Here is a 14,845-nt window from a genome sequence, read left to right as displayed (position 1 = left end):
CTGTGGCAATAGTGTCGCGCATCTGCTGTGCTTTGTTCAGAGGTTCCCTAATGAGGCAGGAATGGTGGTTGAAACGATTCTGCCATTTGAGGATTATTATAGACTGGCATCGTTTGACCCCGACGTTGCAAAGAAACGACATTCAGATCTTCTCGCTTTCTCCAAGGAGCTGCATGAGCTTATTTGGACGAAAGCGAAGGTTTCAGAGGAAGACAAACCACTTCTTGTAAGTGGCACGCTGATAGCGCTGATGAATGCTCCTTTTATGAAGACGTTCGGCTCACTCCCTGCTGAAGATATTCAAGAAGCCTGGCTGGGAGCTATTAAAAAAGAATTGGCTAAGGCAGAAATTCCTCAGGCAAAAAAGGATACGATGCTTCAGCCGTATTCGACTATTGCCGTCCACCCGAATCTAGGAAAACCTGATAGTAAAACAGCTAAAGAGTATCCGGATGGGGTTTTCAAGGAAATTATCTCTCGTATTTGCGAAAATGTATGGCCATACATCAATATCTATCACGATTTTGATGTTGTTGGTCAGTTCTACGGTGAATTTCTTAAGTACACTGCGGGTGATAAAAAAGCATTAGGGATTGTTCTAACTCCGCGCCATGTAGCTGAGCTATTCTCGCTGATTGCCAATGTCGGTCCCGAATCCAGAGTATTAGATATCTGTGCTGGCACTGGCGGTTTTCTAATCTCCGCGATGCAGCACATGCTCAAGAAGGCAGTTACTGAAAAACAGCGTAAGGACATCAAGCAGAATCGCCTTATCGGAATCGAGAACAGCCCGAAGATGTTTGCGTTGGCAGCATCAAACATGATTCTTAGGGGGGATGGGAAGGCTAATTTACATCAAGCAAGTTGTTTCGATGATGCCATAACTAAGTCTGTGAAGCGGATGAAGCCTAACGTTGGGATGCTTAATCCTCCTTATGCGCAATCTAAAAGCGACGCTGAGCTCCACGAGCTGTACTTCGTTAAACAAATGCTTGAATGCCTTGATATGGGCTCAATAGGAGTCGCGATCGTGCCGATGTCCTGCGCTATCGCTCCAAATCCGGTGCGTGAAGAGCTAATGCGACATCACACTCTTGACGCAGTTATGTCGATGCCTCCGGAATTATTTAGTCCGGTAGGGACTGTTACATGCATTATGGTGTGGGTCTCAGGTAAGCCGCATGCTAAGTCGAAAAAGAAGACGTGGTTTGGGTACTGGCGAGACGATGGATTTATAAAGACGAAACACAAAGGCAGGATCGACCAGAACGGTACATGGTCTAACATTCGGGACAGGTGGATCGAGATGTATCACAATCGTGAAGTTCATCCTGGGGAGAGTGTGGTGCATGCAGTGACTGCCGCCGATGAGTGGTGCGCTGAGGCTTACATGGAAACAGATTACAGCAAACTCACTCAAGCTGACTTTGAGCGTGTTGTCAGGAACTATGCGCTGTTCCGACTTTTTGGGCAGGACAGTGTTGCAGATCTGGAGGACGGCAGTGCCGAAAATTAGTCAGCTCTTTTTTCTAGAATACGGCCATAGTCTAGAGCTCAATCGGTTGACGACGTCATCTGAGAGCGACGCTGTAAATTTCGTGGGACGTGCTGCTCGGAATAATGGAGTTACCGCAAGGGTGCGGCCGATTGTTGGCCTCTCGCCTGCACCTGCGGGAACTCTAACCGTCGCTCTGAATGGTCAAGGAGGAGCGGGCGTCGCATTCTTGCAGCCTTCTCCCTACTACAGTGGCTTTCATGTCATGGTTTTAAGGCCAAAACAGCCTATGGCTGAACAGGAGAAACTGTGGTGGGCGGCCTGTATCACGGCCAATCGGTTTCGATTCGGATTTGGCAGGCAAGCAAATCGAACACTTAAAAATCTATTCTTGCCGGATAAAATACCTGAGTGGGTGAAGGATGCTGGCACAAACATGTACCGTGGTGCAGATGCCCCCGCCGGTACCATATCTGTAAAGCTACCGGCTACTGAGGCATGGGGTGTATTTCGTATAAGTGACTTGTTTCATGTTCGCAAAGGCCAGAGATTGACCAAAGCCAACATGATTTCTGGGTCTGTTCCTTATGTTGGCGCTTCTGATTATCTCAATGGCGTTACAGCAAGGATTGGTCAGCGGCCTATACACTCTGGCGGTACGATAAGCGTCAGCTACAATGGTTCAGTGGCAGAAGCCTTCTATCAGCCAGAATCATTTTGGGCAACCGACGACGTAAATGTTCTTTATCCAAAAGGATTCAATCTCACAGCCGCTGCTGCTCTATTCATTTGCGCTATTATTCGTCGTGAAAAATACAGGTTTAACTATGGCCGAAAATGGCATCTTGAGCGGATGCGCGAATCTGTGATTAAATTGCCTGTGACGCCACAAGGCGATCCAGATCTGGCACTTTTGGAACGTTACATTAATTCGCTCCCATATAGCTCGCAGGTTACGCAAGTGAAGTAACAGTGATAGTTGGTCATGGGAGCAGATCGAATAAAGGCGTGAATAGTGTGTCGACTCCCCGTAATTCAATGCCAGCCAAAACTAGAGGTCTGCGGTTGATGTTGATCACGGAACTCGGCGGGCGTTAGCCCGCCCAGGCTGTCATGCGGGGTCTGCTGGTTGTAGTCGGCCAGCCAGTGTTCGGTCTGTTCGCGAACCTCGCTCAGCGTGCGGAAAATGTGCATGTCCAGCACGCCGCGCCGGTAGCTGCCGTTGAAGCGTTCGATGAAACCGTTTTGCATCGGCCGTCCAGGCTCAATGAAATCCAATGCGATGCCTTTGCGCTCGGCCCACTCGGCCAAGGCCAATGCGACAAACTCCGGGCCATTGTCCAGGCGAAGCTTGGCGGGATAGCCGCGCCAGGCTGCGATGCGCTCCAAGGTGCGGATGACGCGGGCGGCCGGAAGATTCAAGTCCACTTCGATCGCCAAGGCTTCCCGGCTGAAATCGTCAATGACATTGAACGTACGGAAACGCCGACCATCCCACAGCGCATCGGACATGAAGTCGATTGACCATCCAGCATTGGGTCGCTCTCCGCATGCCAGCGGCTGTGGATGACGGGTCGGGACCCGGCGCCTGCTGCGACGACGTTGATTGAGCTTCATCAGGCAATACACGCGCCACACCCTTTTGTGATTCCACACATGTCCGCGACGGCCGATGATCTGAAAGAGTTTTCCAAATCCACGCTCGGGAAAGCGCTCGGCCAATTCGGACAACAGCGCAACGACCTCCTCGTCGCGATCGGGACCACGCCGATCGCGCGCTGTCGAGCGCGCCACGCCAACGAGCGAACAGGCCCGGCGCTCGCTCCAGCCATGCTGCTCGATGAGCCAGGCAAGAAGCGGGCGCTTATGCGCCGGGTCTACAGCTTTTTGCGATGACATCCTTCAATGCATGGTTTTCCATCGCGAGCTCGGCATACATGCGTTTGAGCTTGCTGTGCTCGGTCTCCAGGTCGCGAAGGCGTTTCACGTCAGCGGCCTCCATGCCGCCGTACTTGGACTTCCAGACGTAGTACGTCGCGTCGGAAATACCCAGCTCACGGCACACATCCTTGACCTGGCGGCCGCCCTCAACCTGCTTCAGCGTGGCGACAATCTGGCTCTCGGTGAACTTGCTCTTGCGCATCATTGGTCTCCTTGGTGGCTAGTGTGCCGGAGACCTCTAGTTATGGCTGGCATTGAATTACGGGGAGTCGACAACGGCTTCGGCCGTCGCGGCGAGCATCTGCAAGTACAGATGCACGGAATCCGGCAGTTGTCCCCAACGAAAAACACGCCGCCTTGGCGCTCAATGACCCGGCGCACTTTTGATCGGTGCTCATTGCATCGCTCCTTGTGGAATTAAGGGGACAATGTTTCTTCGCTGTCTGCGTAGACCAGTACGACCTTTCCCCCTGCATACGGGACGGTGACTTTCGGTGTCCACGGCTCAGCTGGTGGCATGGCAGCTTTTGCCATGGCATCACACTTCTCATTGATGCCGCATCTGCGGATGGCGATACGCAATACACCAGGGTCATTGGCGAAATCAACGCCGGGAGAATAAAAGAGACTTTCTGCAGGCATGTGGTAGGTAATTTGGAGTGAATCGCCTAATTTTTCGATCTTGACCGGCTGAACATCATTTTTTTTGTAATCAGAGCGCATGTTTCCTCCTGCACAAGTAGCCAAGGTTGATAGCGCGAGTAATCCTGTAGTGAAAAACAGCCTAATTTTAATGCCCACGTTTCTGCCTAATTATGGGATGCGTACAGACACGTTAGCACCTGCCAACTCGGCAAGCCAAAAGCCAAGCTCAAGCGTCGGAAGCAAGCTATTCGAAGCATGTCTAGACGCTAACGTGTCGCCGTTAGTAGGCGGGTCGAAAGGCTGCTGAGGACAGGGTGATCAGACTTGCAGCCCTGGTGCATCCGGCTTTTTACTCTGCTCCTGAGCTTCGACACTCATCGCGAGTGCACGCGTCTGTTCGGCAGATTGCACGCGGGCCTGGCTCTGTTCGACTGAACTCTCCACCGCATCTGCCGTGCGCATTTGTTCACGGTGGTACACGGAGGTGGTGGGATCTCCCTGGACCAAGAAGACATATTCGCCAGCTGCTGCGCTGGTGCCTGCTCGGCCAAGCACTACGTTGTCCACACGTTCCATGCCCTGCTCTTTGGCGAGTGCATACAGGCTCCAGGTCATGCGATCACTTGCGGCATCCGGAGCACGATTCAGAGAATGATCGATCCGATGTACGCCATCCTGGATTTGAGCAAACATGGGGTCGGTAGGCGATGGAGCCTGTGCGCTGAGCTTGAAACCCTCCGACGATCCACGCGAAGGCGCGGCCGGGTCCTGAGGGACCAACGGCTGCCCACTCGTAGGAGGCGCGATCCTGCGATCGTCCGCATCGAACCACTGCTTGCCGTCAAACCTGTAGCCGCTGCGTACCGATGCCGCGCCGACGTCTTGATAAAGGTCCTCCCCAAAATCAGGGGCGTTGACCGTCTCACCTTGTGCGTTCTTCGGCAGAACAGGTTGAACGCCGCTGGCCTTGAGCAAGTTGCTGACAACACCGTTGCTGTTGTTGTACAGCGGAGAATATTCCAGTTGCGCGTGATTGATCTGCTCGGCAGCCTTGACGGCGGACTCGAGCTTTGCGGCTAATTCCTGGTCAGAGCCAGTCCAGGCAACGATACGTTCGTGACGCTCGCCTGGTGCGGGCCAGTCTGGAGCGGTGATCGTCTCTTTCACGACGTCGCCTCTTGCGTCCCGTGCAATGCCAGGGTCGGAAGGATCCAGCTGATTCAAGGGAACTCGCTCGTAGTTCCCGTCCTGCTTTAATCGGTACCCAACTTCATAAGGCGCAACGTAAGGCGCCGCTTGGACAATGATGTGCCCAAACTTCTCCGAGCCAAGAACCGTGCTCTCGGCAAAATTTGCCAGGTCATTTCCCTCGGCTCTGGTGTCGGGTCCTCCACGTACTACAGTCTGGCTGCCATCGGACTTCTGAAAGAGCAGGTAAAGATGGCGTCGGTCACCAGCAACCTCGCTTGCCCCCACCAAAATTGTTGCCTTCTTCTGCTCATTCATAACTTATTCTCCAATATCCTGCGGAGCCCGATTCACCACCAGCGTGCTCAAGTAGATTCCGTCAGCAGAATGAAAGCCGACCATCCAGGTAACCGGCACAGCTGGCGCCGTCACCGATGGCTGCGCCTCTTTCACTACAGAGGCAAGCGTGCACACCATCGATGCTTTGTAACCTGCGCCCGGAGAGCTCAACGCTTGGCAACGAAATCCAAGATCCTCAAGGTTCTTCTGCGCAGTCGTAAGCGGCGACCCGATAGGATTAGCCGCCTGAAGCTCTTGCCTCGCCTTGGAGGCAGACTGCTGAGTATTAAATCCGGGCCGTGAGTCTTGCTGCATGGCAGAGCACCCTGGTATGAAGAAGAGACTAGCAGCTACTAGCAGTGCTAGAGAACTAAGGTTGGCGTGGGGATTCGTTTGCATGATTTGACAGCTCCACCGCAATCACACGGATGGTTATCCATGTGTAGACCGGTTGCAAGTATGCCCCCTGCGGGGTAGCGGAGCTATGAAGTTACGGAGGCGGGCTAACCTGACCATGCCTGACCCCAATCTATGCATCAGCTGCTGTTACGTCTTTCTCTTTGCCCTTTAACGCCATCTCGAGCAAGTATTCATAGGTCTGCAGCTTACCCCTAGCCGAGGTGGCTACCCAGCAGACCATCCAAAAGAACAGCAGCAAAATACCAACCATCGCTGTCATTGGAGACATCGCTAGAGGATTTCCACCAGCGCGCATAACCAGGAAGAGCGACGCCGCGACTGGAAGCAGACCTAGCTTGTCGACGCTCCCGGCTAATAACGCAATTCGACCCGCACGGCGTGTATGGCTGTAGCGGGCGTGATCCAGCATGAGTTGCAGGGTTGCTGCCGGATACCCCTTCAACCAAGTCACTTCCTGCAGAAATTGCTCTAGCTGATGATCAGTGCGCATAGCCTGATCGACTGTCCATTGACGTAGATCACTCACTATCCCGTAGAGACTAATTATCATCAGGACGCCTAGCGCCGCCAATGCAACCCAGAAGCCGGTGGTTGCGACCTTCGCCAGCAACTGGGGTGGAATACTCGTAAAGCTAAAGAACGACGCAATCAGCGTAGAGGCTATTCCGCATGCCAAAACGGTGGCTGCGCCGCGCACTAGGCGGCTAGGGCTGGCAGTGTCTGCCGGGAACTCCGGCAGCACCCTTAGGCGTTCTTCTAAAGCTTTAAAAGTTAAAGGCACGCTTGGTGCTACGTCGCTACTTTCCATGTCGCCCGTCACTGCTGAATGATGCGGCAAGATTAGAGGTGTCTGGCCGACACGGCCAGGTAGAAATTCTGCGACAGCACGAAAGCCATTCTGCGTGAGCGCGCGCGGAGCAAGTCGGGAGCTTATGATCCTGAGGGTGTGGGCACATGGGCTGCTTGTCGGTGCCTCTTGTAGTCGCTTTCTAAGTCGAGATGACGTGTGTTGACATCGCAATCCGCGCGTTGCAACCTCTGCCTCAAGGAGCGTCGAAACTCCTCAGAGAGCGGTACCCACCTCCGTCAAACCGGTGGGTTTTTTGTGCCTGCATCCTGCAGGTACAAGCCGATGCGATGCCTGCGTCGGGAGGGCGGCTAATACAACACCCGCAAGGGGAATACGCCCGCCGGCTCTCTGCGGTTTCGAACCTCCCGACATCCCGTCGCCGTTGGCGGCGGTTCTTGGGTTGTTCCAGGAGGGCGTTGCCATGTCTACCGCACCATTCACGCCGGCATCGGTGCCGGGTTATCTGTTGCCAGCCTCCGCTCACGGCCTGCTGTGGGATGTGGGCGAGGTGCTGCGCCGGCTGGCCGCACGCACTGCTGCTAAGCAGGCGAGCGACCGTCCTGCGCATCCGCTGAGTCGCCAGCTCACAGTGTCGCCGCACACTTCGTGCCGATGGTTCGCACGCAGAGCCGTGGCGTTGCAGCAGTGCGTTGCTGCAACCATCACCGGCCACCACCCGGAGGCGCCATGACACGCCGCCGCCCACCCACGGTATCTGCCAGTGCACGGCCCACCCGCACGCGTACGCGCCCCGCGCCGCCCAAGCGGGTGCAGTGGGTTGTTGTGGAACCCGACCGCACCAAGCTGCCACCGATGCTGCCGCCCGACCCGGACGCCTCCCCGCAAGGCCCCGGCACGCTACGCGCACCCCGCCGCGCCCGCCGCCCGCGCCAATGCACCGTCAGCTACACCCATTACCCCGGCGCCCACGACCACGCCGGCGACCAGCACGTGCCCCACGTCCGCCTCAGCGGCCTATGGCTGGAACAACTGGGCTTTGCCATCGGCACCAAGCTGCGTATCACCGCCAGCGAAGGGCAGCTGTTGATGGAGGTGTTGCCTCCGGTGGAGGTGCCGGCCAAGGCGCGCAGCGTGCGGTGATGATGGTGCGGCTGCCAGACCCCTTGCGATTGACCTCGGTGCCGGATGCCACTAGCGTCGCAGCCACACCAGCGCACAACGGACGCTTCATGATCGCGCGCCCCCTCTACGCCTTGCTCGCCACCCTCGCTCTGGGCGCATGCGCCCACACGGCGGCCACCCCAGCCCCGGCAACCGTCACGGAGACATCTGCCATGAGTTCCTCAGCCGATCACGTACCTGCAGATCCTTCCAAAGGTGGACCACGTACCGCGCAGGAAGCATTGGAGCGGGTACTGGAGCTGATTCGCACAAGCACCAGTATTGAATCGTTCACTGCCGATCATGTGTCTCGAGCAATGGGCCAGTCGGTACAGCACCGCGGTGATGGTTCCGGGCGGTTCGGTGCCAGCGGAGTGCTGACCCGAGACTGGAACTACGGGTTTGGTGTCAACAAAACTGAAATAAAGGGTGCATGGTTCGAGTTCCTGTTCCTGCCGAATCCGCCAGAAGCGTCTCCGTCTATGTCGGATATCTGCCAGATCGACTTCGAGGCATTTGCGGCGCACCTCGAAAAAATGGGTTTCTCGCGACAACGCAATCTTGTCGAAGATGGGCGATGGATGAGCGATATCTTTCAACGCCCAGGGATGCGCGTAGAGCTCTTCCCGCGTGGCGAGGCTGACGAACCTTTAGCGCGCACCACTCATCAGTGCATCGAGTGGGTTCAAATTCGCTAGTCCAAGGAGCGGACATGTTGAGCCAAGAAGCAAGTGCCGTGGTGGCGTCATTCGGTCAGCAACCAGGTGTCACACGTGAGCATCTGGACAACTTCAATCGGGTCCTGAACGATTCGCCCGAGTTGACCCGCCAGATCAACGAGGCGGTGCAGAAAAAGCTGCTGAAAGGCTTCGCGCCGTTAAACGATCCGCATGCGGGAGGCACCTATGATCCACGCGATCAGGAAATTCACCTGCCGCTTGCAGCGCTGGTGAATGATGCCAACGGCAAGCATGCAGCAGCAGGCGATTTGACTTTCGTCTTGGGACATGAAATTCAGCATAGCCTTTACAGTCCCACTGCTGCGCTTGCGCGGGAACAGTTCAAAACAGAGGCAATAAAAATCGCCCGTAGCACGCACGATTACACTGCTGCTGGCGAGAAGGTGCTTGCCAGTAACCGTGCGGACGAAGCAACGGCCGAAATAGCCGGATGGAACGCTATCGTGAGCGCGGTCAAGAGTCGTAACCCTAATCCTACGCTTGAAGATGTGTACCTGTTTGCGGATGGTCGGGCCAGAGATTTCGTCACGCGCAGCGGTTATCCAAGCATCTATACGCCCAAGGCAAACCTGGCGTTCAATAGCGACCTGACGTTGTCGCCCACGGCGGGTAATGTCGAGGCAATGGGAGTGAATTACTTCGACAAGTCGGTCAAGGACACCCGTATCGGTCATGCGGGCCAGTCCGACTACGTCAACCATTACGGTCCGTGGGTGGTCGGCACAGCCGCCATCTACGAGCGACACTACAACAAGTCAAAGCCCGGCGAGCCGGAGCAGCCAATGATCCTGGACATGCAGCGCCTGGGATTCAATGAAAAAATTTTGGAGCACAACGGCATTGACCTGGGCAGCGACACCCGCCCCATGCCATACCTGGACAGTAGTACGCAGCCGCCAACCCCTGGGCTCTTCCAGCACAGCAAGGACACTCACCTGCACGTCTCGCCGATTTCTGCCCAAGCGCTGGAGCAGGAGCTGCGAGAGCGCGACCCACAATCGCCACGTCCCCCAGCGCAGACGCCCTCACAGCCAGGCCACCCAGACCACGCGCTATATCAGCAGATCAAAAGTGGTGTGATGCAGCTCGACGCCCAGCACGGCAAAGAGTGGGACGGGGCAAGCCAGCGTATGACCGCCAGCCTGCTTGCGCTGGCAAAAGAAGAAGGGTTGTCGCGGGTGGATCATGTAGTGCTCAACAACCCAACAGGTCAGCTGGCCGGCGGCGAGAAGGTCTTTGTCGTCCAGGGCGTCCTCAATGATCCGGCACACCAGCGTGCACATATGCCGACGGTGGACGCAGTGCAGGCGCCAGAGAGCCAGTCGTTCGATCGCCTGCAGGCGATCAACCAGACCCAGGCACAGGCGCGTGAACAGAAGCAGGCGCTGGAGCAGTCGCAGCAAGCCGTTACCCAGGCCGGCCCGTCAATGACGCGCTGAGGGTCAACAGAATAAGGTAAGTCTCGGCCGCCCACACGCCTGCCCGCCGCCGTAAGTGCAGTTGGCCATGCGGGGTGAGTAAGCGATACGACGTTGCATAGTGACCGCAGAAGATGCAGCTAAGATGGCCCATGGTCCTGGACGCGGATTTGTCTTGAACCTCAGATCCAGCATCACACTCACAGGAGAGATACGGTGCTTATTACAAGCGGTCGAATGCGCTTTGCCGTTGCAGCATCGATCATCGGTCTGATCATAGGCTGCAGCATGCAATCGCCCCCCGCAAATACCTCCATCGCAAAGGAGCAGTCAGCTATGCAAACCACGGTGCCATTGACGCGAAGCTTGCTTCCGCACGACGGCAAAGAAATGGTGCTTGAGTTCGACGTACCTGCCCAGCCGGATGACGCGAGTCCACCAATTTTCATCGGCGTTCTATTGACGGGACGTGAGACCGGCACGGTAGCGGATGCCGCCGACCGTCTGGTGCGTGCCGATATCATTGCAGTCGTGCATCTGGAACGTATCGAGCAGGCCGGGGCGGTTCCGGTGGAGCTGCAGCGCAGTCAGCGTGTCGGAAGAGAACAAGAGTTGCCTGTTGCCATCGCCGCAGACGGCATTGCAAAGGGGTTGTTTGCGCTAAATGCAGATGTCGCGACAATGGCACGCGCCGGGCTACCCCCGACCGGCACGGTCTCCGAGGAGCTCGCGTTTGCCTACAGTACTTCCCTCCAGGCTGGTCGCTATTGTCTTCGATTGCGTATTGATCAGAACCGGCAGGCATTGCTAGATGAGAACGCTCAGCTGTTGGTTGCTTACACTCACAAAGCAAAATAAGGTTGGTGAGACATGGATGATCACGACAAGCGCTACACCGTCACCGTCTACGTCGCTGCGGCGGGTACCCCACTCTTGACCACCGGCGGCAACTCCATGGCCGGCCACATGTACTACACAGTAAGTGATGGTAAGGAAGTTAATAGCTATGGGTTTGCTCCCGCAGAGCACGGCGAGTCCAGCGGGCCGGGAAAGGTATTCAAGGATGACGTCAGGAACTATAAAGATCCTTATTACTCGCGCACGATGGAGATCGATCAGTCGCAGTACGAGAAGCTAAAAGACTTTGGCAAGTCGCCTGCGAAACACGGGTTCAATATGGAGTACGGTGGCGCTTCCAATAGCTGCATCGACTTCACGTGGGGCGCGCTGAACCATGCGGGGCTGCATCGTACGACCAGACAGGGGGTCGACAAGGACTTTGAAGGCGCGCTCAAGCCGGTAGGGAATGTCGACGAGATCAAGAGCATCCATGCCCCCTTGCCTAACAGTGAGTTGAACAGGGAGCGCAGTAATCCTAAGCCCGATCAGCTCTGGTGGCAGAAAGTGATCGGAGAGGCGCATCTACCCGGTAATCAAGTGCCCCCGGGCGAGGTCAGTGCAGTAGCCGCGCATCCACAGGCGCATGATCCACTTCATCGCCAGGCCGAGGATGCCGTGCGTCGCCTTGAGCAAGGCATCGGCAGGGAGTACGACGACAACAGCGCACGGCTGGCAGCAAGCAGCGCGTATCTAGCCAAGGAAAACGGGCTGGCGCGAATCGATCACGTCGTGCTGAGCGAGAACACCAAGTCCGTGCGACAGGGCGAGAACGTCTTCGTGGTGGAAGGCGCGTTGAACGACCCCGCTCACAAGATGGCGTATATGAAGACCAACGACGCCATTGCACAACCGGTTGAGCAGTCTCTGGCGCAGCTCCAAGCCTTGGGCGAGACGCAGCGCCAGCTGCACTCCCAGCAGCAGGAGCAGCAGCGCGAGCAATCGATCGCTCCGCAGCACCGGATGGTGTGACGTCCCATACATTTGTCTGTATCGGGCAGTGTTACAGGCTTTATCCTGCGGCCTGCTGCGAGGGGGAGGCGAGATGCTGTGCCGGCTGCCCGATGCCTGTAAAACATCGCTTTACCGCTGAAGGGAGCCAAGCCGTATGCCATTCGCTATCTGTCGTGCGCTACCCGATGTCTTTCGTATCCCCGCCTGTCGGTCACGACTAGCCCTTCTTTTGCCTGGCTAGCCCTTTTTTGCACAACCCAATATTGGTTCTAGCTGCACGGATGATTGCCAGATAGCGATCGGCAAGGACCGGCGGCCAGTTGTCCGTCACCGCATCGTCTGGTGACGCTGCATCTTCAGCGTAGTCGTGCAGCGTTTCCAGGCATTGTGTGTACTGGGAAGTCTTGTACTGGGTGATTGCCAGGTCGTTGCGCATATCTCCCTTCTCGTCCCATTCCAGTGTCTGCCCGCACTGGGTCAGGATGGGAGACAGTGTAGAGAGCGCTGCTTGGTAGTCCTTGCGATCGTAGTGCTGCTGAAACACCGCGCGCGTGCGGGCAATGGCATTGCGGTTGCAGCCCGTCGTGGTACGAAGGTAACGCGCCTCAAAACCGCCGTTATAGCCGCACAAGGTTTTGCATTCCATCGTGGTGGGCGTTGTGATGTCGATGCCTTCGGCAACTGGTGAGAACTGAACCTTGCAGCCTGTAGCGCCAGCTTCATCCTCTGCGCTGCCTTGCGTGCCTCGGACTGTGCCCTGCAGTGAACACATCGATTGGCCCGTGGTGCTTTCCAAGGAGAATCGGAGCGCGCCATTGTCTTTGGTCAGCAGCAACCGGCCCCACCCCGCGTCTGTAACGTATTCACCTTGCTCAAGCGGCTTGGCTTCCACATGCTGCGCAATGGCAGATGTATGGGGAGCTGCCGTCAATGCGGTTGGCCCACGCTTGCCGATGGTTGACTGCACAGCAATTGGCGCGGCGATGAGGGCGCCGGCAAGCCCTGCGAACATCCAGGCGGTACGCATGAGGTAGTCCATTACGTTGGGTTTCCTTTGCTTTTATGCGTGTGGCGTAAGTTGGTTGCATCGATCTACGCGGTGTCTGAATCCGGATGGCAGCTTGCCCTGATTCCATCATCAGCACTGCAGACGATAGTCTGCCCGCTTCGCTTTGCATCTGCCGTATGTATGTGCCTACTGACGGCAATATGCGGGCTCAGTTGCTCTCGGCTATGCATTGGCCTGGTGCACGCTTCGCAGCAAGCGGCGTATTCGTTGTCTGCAACTGCTGCAGCGTGCCGCTTTGCTGCTTGCCTTGCATGGAGTGCGCGGGGAAAGCGTTGTAACCGTGCGATGCCGCGGGCAGGACCGCGCTTGCAGCGACCAGGGCTGGAGTGCGTGTTGATCTCGACCGAGGCTGACTAACGCGCAAAACGTAGGGGGTTAGCATCGCTTGCCGTCATGGAGGAAGAGGTGGGGCTGCGGTTCGGGGTGCGGCGCCCACCACCCACTCTCCATCTTTTGGCTGCACTGCTCATGTTCAGATCCACTTGCACGGCCCTTGCGCGCGCATGGCGCTGGTGCGTCGTGTCGCAAGATGCGTGGGGGCGTTGGTGGGCAGCGGCACTTGGCCGAAGGCGCGGCGATTACGATGAGCTCGCGTGACGGTCCGCCTGCGGCGCGCGGCCAGCTGTCGCTTGGGGAAAGGGAGCGCCTGCGTGCCGAGTTCGACCAGGCGCTGGCCGCACTGCATCCTGAGCTGTTGGCGTACCTGCGCCGCCGTACGCGTGATGCCGAGACGGCTGCAGACCTGGCGCAGGAGACCTTCTCGCGGATGATGGTGTACCGCGATGCGCCCAACATCGGCGACCGCCGGCTGCTGATGTACCGCATCGCGCACAACCTGGTGATCGAGCAGCGGCGCTCGCGTCAGCGGCGGCTGGCGGCGCAGCACGTGTCGCTGGATCAGGTGGCGCCGATCAGGGCCGACGAGGCCGGCGTGGACGAGATTGCCGAGGCGCGCCAGACGCTCGATGTGCTGCTCAAGCGCACCTTGCTCGAGCTGCCGCCGAAGTGCCGGCTTGCGTTCAAGCTGAGTCGGTTCGACGGGCTCACCTATCCGCAGATTGCCGCGAAAATGGGCATCTCCATCAAGATGGTGGAGAAGCACATCAGCCGTGCGCTGCTGGCGTGTCGTGCGGCCGTGGGAGAGTTGCCGCAGTAACCGGCCTGCAAGGCTGCTGGCTGGCGCCGCCGGAAGATGCTGGTAGCATCGTGCGCGAGGGCGCAGGGAGACCGCCCGCCGGGAGTCACCAGCCATGCGTGCAGAGTCCGAGCGCATCCACGCGCAGGCGGCCGCCTATCTCGTGCGACTCGGGCGCGAGAACGCGGCCGAGCGCGCCGCACGTGAGGCATGGCTGGCTGCCGATCCGCGCCACCATGCGGCCTACCAGCAGCTGCTCGACGTGGACGCACATGCATCGGCAGTGCTGGATGATCCCGAGTTGCAGGCCGCCACTGCACGCGATCTGGAGCTGCTGACGCCACCCTCCGGCCGGCGTCGTCGCTGGCCCTGGCTGTTGCTGGTAGCGATGCTGGTTGCCGCGATCGGCTATGCGGTGCATCACCTGCCGAGGCAGTAGCGCGCGCTCAACACTCGGCACTCAGCAAGCCGCACTGCGTGTTGCAGAAACCGTTGAATGTGCGCTCTGTTGCAGCGCTGCCTGCATATTGCACACGTTGCTGGTAGGGCATTGCGCTTGCGCAGCATCACTTGTTGTCGGGGGACGCAATGGCGATGGTGCCGCGCCCAGGACGCGAAGGATGCACATGCAC

The 14,845-nt window shown here is 57.5% G+C and carries 15 protein-coding genes; 10 read left to right on the top strand and 5 right to left on the bottom strand.

The window, feature by feature from the left end; translation table 11 throughout:
• Together XaplCFBP3123_RS06325 and XaplCFBP3123_RS06320 are read left to right on the top strand one after the other, a co-directional pair.
• Positions 1-1,516: HsdM family class I SAM-dependent methyltransferase (locus XaplCFBP3123_RS06325; RefSeq protein WP_104533320.1), on the top strand; the 1,516-nt coding region annotated here is incomplete at its 5' end.
• On the top strand, positions 1,503-2,465 hold the full coding sequence (locus tag XaplCFBP3123_RS06320; RefSeq protein WP_216361727.1) for a restriction endonuclease subunit S: 963 nt from the start codon (positions 1,503-1,505) through the stop codon (positions 2,463-2,465). The genes XaplCFBP3123_RS06325 and XaplCFBP3123_RS06320, both read left to right, overlap by 14 nt.
• A 65-nt stretch (positions 2,466-2,530) precedes the next feature.
• On the opposite strand, the gene XaplCFBP3123_RS06315 is transcribed toward XaplCFBP3123_RS06320, so the two are convergent.
• The 4 genes from XaplCFBP3123_RS06315 to XaplCFBP3123_RS06295 all read right to left on the bottom strand — a co-directional run bounded on the left by XaplCFBP3123_RS06315 (position 2,531) and on the right by XaplCFBP3123_RS06295 (position 6,836).
• Positions 2,531-3,638 (bottom strand): IS3 family transposase gene (locus XaplCFBP3123_RS06315; RefSeq protein WP_104533319.1). Its coding sequence is split into 2 segments (ribosomal slippage): positions 2,531-3,383 and positions 3,382-3,638, totalling 1,110 coding nucleotides; the frame shifts between segments, so codons are not numbered across the junction.
• Between the two features lie 215 nt (positions 3,639-3,853).
• Positions 3,854-4,159 carry a hypothetical protein gene (locus XaplCFBP3123_RS06310; protein ID WP_253254144.1) on the bottom strand — a complete coding sequence of 102 codons (306 nt, stop codon included), beginning with the start codon at positions 4,157-4,159 and terminating at the stop codon, positions 3,854-3,856.
• A gap of 240 nt (positions 4,160-4,399) precedes the next feature.
• Complete coding sequence (locus XaplCFBP3123_RS06305) at positions 4,400-5,587, bottom strand: XVIPCD domain-containing protein (RefSeq protein ID WP_104533203.1); 1,188 nt, start codon at positions 5,585-5,587, stop codon at positions 4,400-4,402.
• A 550-nt stretch (positions 5,588-6,137) separates the two neighbouring features.
• Positions 6,138-6,836, bottom strand: a complete 699-nt coding sequence (locus XaplCFBP3123_RS06295) for a hypothetical protein (RefSeq protein ID WP_104533318.1) — start codon at positions 6,834-6,836, stop codon at positions 6,138-6,140.
• 463 nt (positions 6,837-7,299) lie between these two features.
• Here XaplCFBP3123_RS06295 and XaplCFBP3123_RS21660 point away from each other — a divergent pair, with 463 nt between their 5' ends.
• The 6 genes from XaplCFBP3123_RS21660 (at position 7,300) to XaplCFBP3123_RS06260 (ending at position 12,027) form a co-directional block, all read left to right on the top strand.
• Positions 7,300-7,569, top strand: coding sequence for a hypothetical protein (locus XaplCFBP3123_RS21660; RefSeq protein WP_104533317.1), 270 nt, complete (start codon positions 7,300-7,302; stop codon positions 7,567-7,569).
• Positions 7,566-7,979, top strand: coding sequence for a SymE family type I addiction module toxin (locus tag XaplCFBP3123_RS06280; RefSeq protein ID WP_104533201.1), 414 nt, complete (start codon positions 7,566-7,568; stop codon positions 7,977-7,979). Before XaplCFBP3123_RS21660 ends, XaplCFBP3123_RS06280 begins: the two co-directional genes overlap by 4 nt.
• 89 nt (positions 7,980-8,068) lie before the next feature.
• On the top strand, positions 8,069-8,698 hold the full coding sequence (locus tag XaplCFBP3123_RS21655; protein ID WP_104533316.1) for a hypothetical protein: 630 nt from the start codon (positions 8,069-8,071) through the stop codon (positions 8,696-8,698).
• 14 nt (positions 8,699-8,712) lie between these two features.
• The gene (locus XaplCFBP3123_RS06270) at positions 8,713-10,179 is read left to right on the top strand and encodes an XVIPCD domain-containing protein (RefSeq protein ID WP_172453095.1); all 1,467 of its coding nucleotides are present in this window, start codon (positions 8,713-8,715) and stop codon (positions 10,177-10,179) included.
• 216 nt (positions 10,180-10,395) lie between these two features.
• Positions 10,396-11,016 carry a hypothetical protein gene (locus XaplCFBP3123_RS06265; RefSeq protein WP_104533199.1) on the top strand — a complete coding sequence of 207 codons (621 nt, stop codon included), beginning with the start codon at positions 10,396-10,398 and terminating at the stop codon, positions 11,014-11,016.
• Between the two features lie 108 nt (positions 11,017-11,124).
• Positions 11,125-12,027 carry an XVIPCD domain-containing protein gene (locus XaplCFBP3123_RS06260; protein WP_172453126.1) on the top strand — a complete coding sequence of 301 codons (903 nt, stop codon included), beginning with the start codon at positions 11,125-11,127 and terminating at the stop codon, positions 12,025-12,027.
• Positions 12,028-12,226: 199 nt separating this feature from the next.
• On the opposite strand, the gene XaplCFBP3123_RS06255 is transcribed toward XaplCFBP3123_RS06260, so the two are convergent.
• Positions 12,227-13,048 carry a hypothetical protein gene (locus XaplCFBP3123_RS06255; protein ID WP_253254143.1) on the bottom strand — a complete coding sequence of 274 codons (822 nt, stop codon included), beginning with the start codon at positions 13,046-13,048 and terminating at the stop codon, positions 12,227-12,229.
• 613 nt (positions 13,049-13,661) lie between these two features.
• Between XaplCFBP3123_RS06255 and XaplCFBP3123_RS06250 the strand changes: the two genes are divergently transcribed.
• Together XaplCFBP3123_RS06250 and XaplCFBP3123_RS06245 are read left to right on the top strand one after the other, a co-directional pair.
• On the top strand, positions 13,662-14,234 hold the full coding sequence (locus tag XaplCFBP3123_RS06250; RefSeq protein ID WP_253254142.1) for an RNA polymerase sigma factor: 573 nt from the start codon (positions 13,662-13,664) through the stop codon (positions 14,232-14,234).
• A gap of 94 nt (positions 14,235-14,328) precedes the next feature.
• Positions 14,329-14,652 carry a DUF4880 domain-containing protein gene (locus tag XaplCFBP3123_RS06245; RefSeq protein ID WP_104533196.1) on the top strand — a complete coding sequence of 108 codons (324 nt, stop codon included), beginning with the start codon at positions 14,329-14,331 and terminating at the stop codon, positions 14,650-14,652.
• Positions 14,653-14,845: the final 193 nt, after the last annotated feature.

Source organism: Xanthomonas arboricola pv. populi (assembly GCF_002939945.1).
GTDB classification, from domain to species: Bacteria; Pseudomonadota; Gammaproteobacteria; order Xanthomonadales; family Xanthomonadaceae; genus Xanthomonas; species Xanthomonas arboricola_A.
The sequence above is the reverse complement of the archived record's forward strand: the minus strand, read 5'-3'. Positions and strand labels throughout refer to the sequence as shown.

Bases quoted from the DNA above. Each gene is read 5' to 3' on its own strand.
- XaplCFBP3123_RS06250 (WP_253254142.1), top strand. From the start codon at position 13,662: ATGAGCTCGCGTGACGGTCCGCCTGCGGCGCGCGGCCAGCTGTCGCTT.
- XaplCFBP3123_RS06305 (WP_104533203.1), bottom strand. From the start codon at position 5,587: ATGAATGAGCAGAAGAAGGCAACAATTTTGGTGGGGGCAAGCGAGGTT.
- XaplCFBP3123_RS06295 (WP_104533318.1), bottom strand. From the start codon at position 6,836: ATGGAAAGTAGCGACGTAGCACCAAGCGTGCCTTTAACTTTTAAAGCT.
- XaplCFBP3123_RS06255 (WP_253254143.1), bottom strand. From the start codon at position 13,048: ATGGACTACCTCATGCGTACCGCCTGGATGTTCGCAGGGCTTGCCGGC.
- XaplCFBP3123_RS06260 (WP_172453126.1), top strand. From the start codon at position 11,125: ATGTACTACACAGTAAGTGATGGTAAGGAAGTTAATAGCTATGGGTTT.
- XaplCFBP3123_RS06270 (WP_172453095.1), top strand. From the start codon at position 8,713: ATGTTGAGCCAAGAAGCAAGTGCCGTGGTGGCGTCATTCGGTCAGCAA.
- XaplCFBP3123_RS06310 (WP_253254144.1), bottom strand. From the start codon at position 4,159: ATGCGCTCTGATTACAAAAAAAATGATGTTCAGCCGGTCAAGATCGAA.
- XaplCFBP3123_RS06280 (WP_104533201.1), top strand. From the start codon at position 7,566: ATGACACGCCGCCGCCCACCCACGGTATCTGCCAGTGCACGGCCCACC.
- XaplCFBP3123_RS21660 (WP_104533317.1), top strand. From the start codon at position 7,300: ATGTCTACCGCACCATTCACGCCGGCATCGGTGCCGGGTTATCTGTTG.
- XaplCFBP3123_RS21655 (WP_104533316.1), top strand. From the start codon at position 8,069: ATGATCGCGCGCCCCCTCTACGCCTTGCTCGCCACCCTCGCTCTGGGC.
- XaplCFBP3123_RS06245 (WP_104533196.1), top strand. From the start codon at position 14,329: ATGCGTGCAGAGTCCGAGCGCATCCACGCGCAGGCGGCCGCCTATCTC.
- XaplCFBP3123_RS06265 (WP_104533199.1), top strand. From the start codon at position 10,396: ATGCGCTTTGCCGTTGCAGCATCGATCATCGGTCTGATCATAGGCTGC.